This window comes from Citrobacter sp. S55_ASV_140, from assembly GCF_018919505.1.
GTDB lineage: Bacteria > Pseudomonadota > Gammaproteobacteria > Enterobacterales > Enterobacteriaceae > Citrobacter > Citrobacter werkmanii.
In genome coordinates, this window is record NZ_JAHLQZ010000278.1 from 1 (window position 1) to 4,049 (window position 4,049).

Annotated in this window: 6 protein-coding genes; all 6 read left to right on the plus strand. The window is 52.4% G+C overall.

Features of this window, described 5'->3' with window-relative positions:
- Positions 1 to 407: glycine betaine/L-proline ABC transporter substrate-binding protein ProX (gene proX / locus KQJ18_RS22330; RefSeq protein ID WP_216422768.1), on the plus strand; the 407-nt coding region annotated here is incomplete at its 5' end.
- 191 nt (positions 408 to 598) lie between these two features.
- A complete protein-coding gene (locus tag KQJ18_RS22335) occupies positions 599 to 1,783 on the plus strand; it encodes an MFS transporter (protein WP_038633000.1) in 1,185 nt (394 codons plus the stop codon).
- A 122-nt stretch (positions 1,784 to 1,905) separates the two neighbouring features.
- The gene (locus tag KQJ18_RS22340) at positions 1,906 to 2,643 is read left to right on the plus strand and encodes an AzlC family ABC transporter permease (RefSeq protein WP_216422770.1); all 738 of its coding nucleotides are present in this window, start codon (positions 1,906 to 1,908) and stop codon (positions 2,641 to 2,643) included.
- Positions 2,633 to 2,968: an L-valine transporter subunit YgaH gene (gene ygaH / locus KQJ18_RS22345; protein ID WP_042313111.1), complete on the plus strand. Its 336-nt coding sequence runs from the start codon at positions 2,633 to 2,635 to the stop codon at positions 2,966 to 2,968. Before KQJ18_RS22340 ends, ygaH begins: the two co-directional genes overlap by 11 nt.
- Before the next feature lie 90 nt (positions 2,969 to 3,058).
- A complete protein-coding gene (gene emrR, locus KQJ18_RS22350; protein WP_042313109.1) occupies positions 3,059 to 3,589 on the plus strand; it encodes a multidrug efflux transporter EmrAB transcriptional repressor EmrR in 531 nt (176 codons plus the stop codon).
- Positions 3,590 to 3,716: 127 nt separating this feature from the next.
- A partial coding sequence (locus KQJ18_RS22355; RefSeq protein WP_216422771.1) for a biotin/lipoyl-binding protein occupies positions 3,717 to 4,049 on the plus strand: 333 nt, incomplete at its 3' end.

The following is a 4,049-nucleotide window of genomic DNA, read 5'->3' on the forward strand; positions in this document are numbered from 1 at the left end:
GCTTTAAAGAAGGCAAACCCATTCTTTACTACACCTGGACGCCGTACTGGGTCAGCGACGTGATGAAGCCGGGCAAAGATGTGGTCTGGTTGCAGGTACCGTTCTCTTCCCTGCCGGGTGAGCAGAAAGATATCGATACCAAATTGCCAAACGGCGCTAACTACGGCTTCCCGGTGAACACCATGCACATCGTCGCCAACAAAGCCTGGGCGGAGAAAAACCCGGCGGCAGCGAAACTGTTCGCTATCATGAAATTACCGTTGGCGGATATCAACGCACAGAACGCGATGATGCATGACGGTAAAGCGTCTGAAGCCGATGTTCAGGGTCACGTAGACGGCTGGATCAAAGCCCACCAGCAGCAGTTCGACGGCTGGGTGAACGAAGCGCTGGCTGCGCAGAAATAACCCACTCGCAGGTCTGATAAGCATAGCGCCATCAGCCACAGTAACCGCACCATTGCCGGATACGCTAACGCTTATCCGGCCTGTTTCCCTCTATCCCACCTAAACCGCACAATCCATCACCCAACAAATCAGCAACAGTTAATCACTTCCGTTATGATTGTTTTCTGCAACCCATTATTCAGTTGAAAACCATGACGAAAACCACTCAGGGACTTAGCCCTTCGCTGATCCTGTTAATGTCTATCGCCACCGGCCTTGCCGTCGCCAGTAACTATTACGCGCAACCGCTGCTCGACACCATCGCCCGCAACTTCTCACTGTCTGCCAGTACAGCAGGATTTATCGTCACCGCGGCCCAACTCGGCTATGCCGCAGGTTTGCTATTCCTGGTACCGCTTGGCGATATGTTTGAGCGACGGATGTTGATTGTCTCCATGACGCTACTGGCGGCTGGCGGCATGCTGATTACCGCCAGCAGCCAGTCGTTGGGCATGCTGATCCTCGGCACCGCCCTGACCGGACTGTTCTCGGTAGTGGCGCAGATCCTGGTTCCACTGGCGGCAACGCTTGCCACCCCGGACAAGCGCGGGAAAGTCGTCGGGACGATTATGAGCGGCCTGTTGCTGGGTATTCTGCTGGCGCGTACCGTAGCCGGGTTACTGGCGAACCTTGGCGGTTGGCGCACCGTATTTTGGGTGGCATCGATACTGATGGCATTGATGGCGATTGCGCTGTGGCGCGGTCTGCCGAAGATGAAATCAGATACCCATCTTAACTATCCGCAGCTGTTAGGTTCCGTATTCAGCCTGTTTACCCATGATAAATTGCTGCGTACCCGCGCAATGCTGGGTTGCCTGACTTTTGCCAACTTCAGCATTCTGTGGACCTCAATGGCATTTTTGCTCGCCGCGCCGCCATTTAACTATTCTGAAGGGATGATCGGTCTGTTCGGTCTGGCGGGAGCCGCGGGGGCGTTAGGCGCACGCCCGGCGGGTGGTTTTGCCGATAAAGGAAAATCACATCTCACCACTACCGTTGGCCTGTTGTTACTGTTGCTCTCGTGGCTGGCTATCTGGCTCGGGCATACTTCGGTGCCAATGCTGATTATCGGTATTCTGGTTCTTGATCTCACCGTTCAGGGGGTGCATATCACTAACCAGACGGTTATCTATCGCATTCATCCGGATGCACGTAACCGTCTGACCGCCGGCTACATGACCAGCTATTTTATTGGCGGGGCCGCTGGTTCGTTGATTTCGGCCTCCGCCTGGCAACATGCCGGTTGGGCGGGCGTTTGTCTGGCGGGTACGACCGTTGCCGTACTCAACCTGTTGGTCTGGTGGCGAGGTTTTCACCGTCAGGAAGCCGTAAATTAAGCGTATAGCGCTTGTTTACCGCTGATTGGGCTCCTCAGGGTGTTAAGGAGCCCATCAGTCTGCTAAGGTTATAACTCATTGAACCAAGTTATATTAATTTCGGTAATGAAACCTATAACCCTATGGAAAGCCCTATACCCCAGCCCGGATCCCGTTCGGCGACGTTAACGGAAGGATTCAAAGACAGTCTGCCGATAGTTATCAGCTATATTCCGGTCGCTTTTGCATTTGGTCTAAATGCTACTCGCCTTGGCTTTACGCCGGTCGAAAGCGTCTTTTTCTCCTGCATTATCTATGCGGGAGCCAGCCAGTTTGTCATTACCACCATGCTTGCCGCAGGCAGTTCTCTGTGGGTCGCCGCACTGACCGTTATGGCTATGGATATCCGCCATGTTTTATACGGTCCCTCCCTGCGCAGTCGCATCACACAGCGCCTGAACAAACCCAAAAGCGCGCTGTGGGCCTTTGGCCTCACCGATGAAGTCTTTGCCGCCGCAACGGCTAAACTGGTCCGGGATAATCGGCGCTGGAGTGAAAACTGGATGATTGGCATTGCGCTATGCTCCTGGGCTTCCTGGGTATTCGGCACAGTGATCGGCGCGTTTTCCGGTAGTGGTTTACTCAAAGAGTATCCCGCGGTTGAAGCGGCACTGGGCTTCATGCTTCCGGCGCTATTTATGAGTTTCCTGCTCGCCTCTTTCCAGCGTCAACAGGCGCTCTGCGTGACTGCCGCACTGGCTGGCGCGCTGGCCGGGGTAATACTCTTTTCTATCCCTGCCGCCATCCTTTTGGGCATCATCTGTGGATGCCTGACCGCGCTGCTCCAGTCATTTTGGCAGGGAGGACCTGATGAGCTATGAAGTTTTACTGCTCGGCCTGCTGGTCGGCTGCGTGAATTATTGCTTTCGCTATTTACCGCTCCGTCTTGGGGTAGGGAATGTTCGCCCGACAAGACGCGGTGCGACGGGCATATTACTTGACACCATTGGCATTGCATCAATTTGCGCCCTGTTGGTGGTGTCTACCGCGCCAGAAGTGATGCACGATGCTCGTCGGTTCGTGCCTACGCTGGTAGGGTTTGTCATACTGGGCGCAAGCTTCTATAAGACCCGCAGCATCATCATTCCGACCTTACTGAGTGCTCTGGGCTACGGATTAGCCTGGAAAATGCTGGTTGGCTTATAGACAAAAACAATCATTTTAAATAAATAATACATTTACTTTATTTGTCACTGTCGTTACTATATCGGCTGAAATTAATGAGGTTATACCCAAATGGATAGTTCGTTTACGCCCATTGAACAAATGCTAAAATTTCGCGCCAGCCGCTACGAAGAGTTCCCTTATCAGGAAGTGCTTCTGACTCGTCTTTGCATGCACATGCAGGGCAAGCTGCTGGAAAATCGCAATAAGATGCTGAAAGCTCAAGGGATTAACGAGACATTGTTTATGGCGTTGATTACGCTGGAGTCTCAGGAAAACCACAGTATTCAGCCTTCTGAACTGAGTTGCGCGCTTGGCTCGTCACGGACTAACGCTACCCGCATTGCGGATGAGTTAGAAAAACGTGGCTGGATTGAACGTCGCGAAAGCGATAACGATCGCCGCTGTTTGCATCTGCAATTGACCGAAAAAGGCCATGCTTTTTTGCAAGAGGTGTTACCACCTCAGCACAACTGCCTGCATCAACTCTGGTCATCTCTTAGCACCACCGAAAAAGATCAGCTTGAGCAAATCACCCGTAAACTTCTGACCCGTCTTGACCAGATGGAGCAGGATGGCACGGTATTAGAAGCGCTGCGCTAACGCGCCGACTCGCTCAGAAATCCAGATTTATAAATGAAAACCGACAGGCCAGCACGCATACTGCTGGCCTTTCTGATGAACAGGTCGGCTCAGCCGATGTGAAAAAAATAAGATCGTGGAGAACAACATGAGCGCAAATGCGGAGACTCAAACCCCGCAGCAACCGGTTAAGAAGAATGGCAAACGTAAAAGTATGCTGCTCCTTCTGACCTTGCTCTTTATTATCATTGCCGTGGCATATGGGATTTATTGGTTTTTAGTACTACGTCATTACGAAGATACTGACGATGCGTACGTGGCAGGGAACCAGGTTCAGATCATGGCGCAGGTATCAGGCAGCGTGACGAAAGTCTGGGCTGATAACACTGACTTTGTTAAACAAGGCGATGTGCTGGTTACTCTCGATCAGACGGATGCTAAGCAGGCATTCGAAAAAGCCAAAACGGCATTGGCTTCCAGC

Bases quoted from the DNA above. Each gene is read 5' to 3' on its own strand.
- emrR (WP_042313109.1), top strand. From the start codon at position 3,059: ATGGATAGTTCGTTTACGCCCATTGAACAAATGCTAAAATTTCGCGCC.
- KQJ18_RS22335 (WP_038633000.1), top strand. From the start codon at position 599: ATGACGAAAACCACTCAGGGACTTAGCCCTTCGCTGATCCTGTTAATG.
- ygaH (WP_042313111.1), top strand. From the start codon at position 2,633: ATGAGCTATGAAGTTTTACTGCTCGGCCTGCTGGTCGGCTGCGTGAAT.
- KQJ18_RS22340 (WP_216422770.1), top strand. From the start codon at position 1,906: ATGGAAAGCCCTATACCCCAGCCCGGATCCCGTTCGGCGACGTTAACG.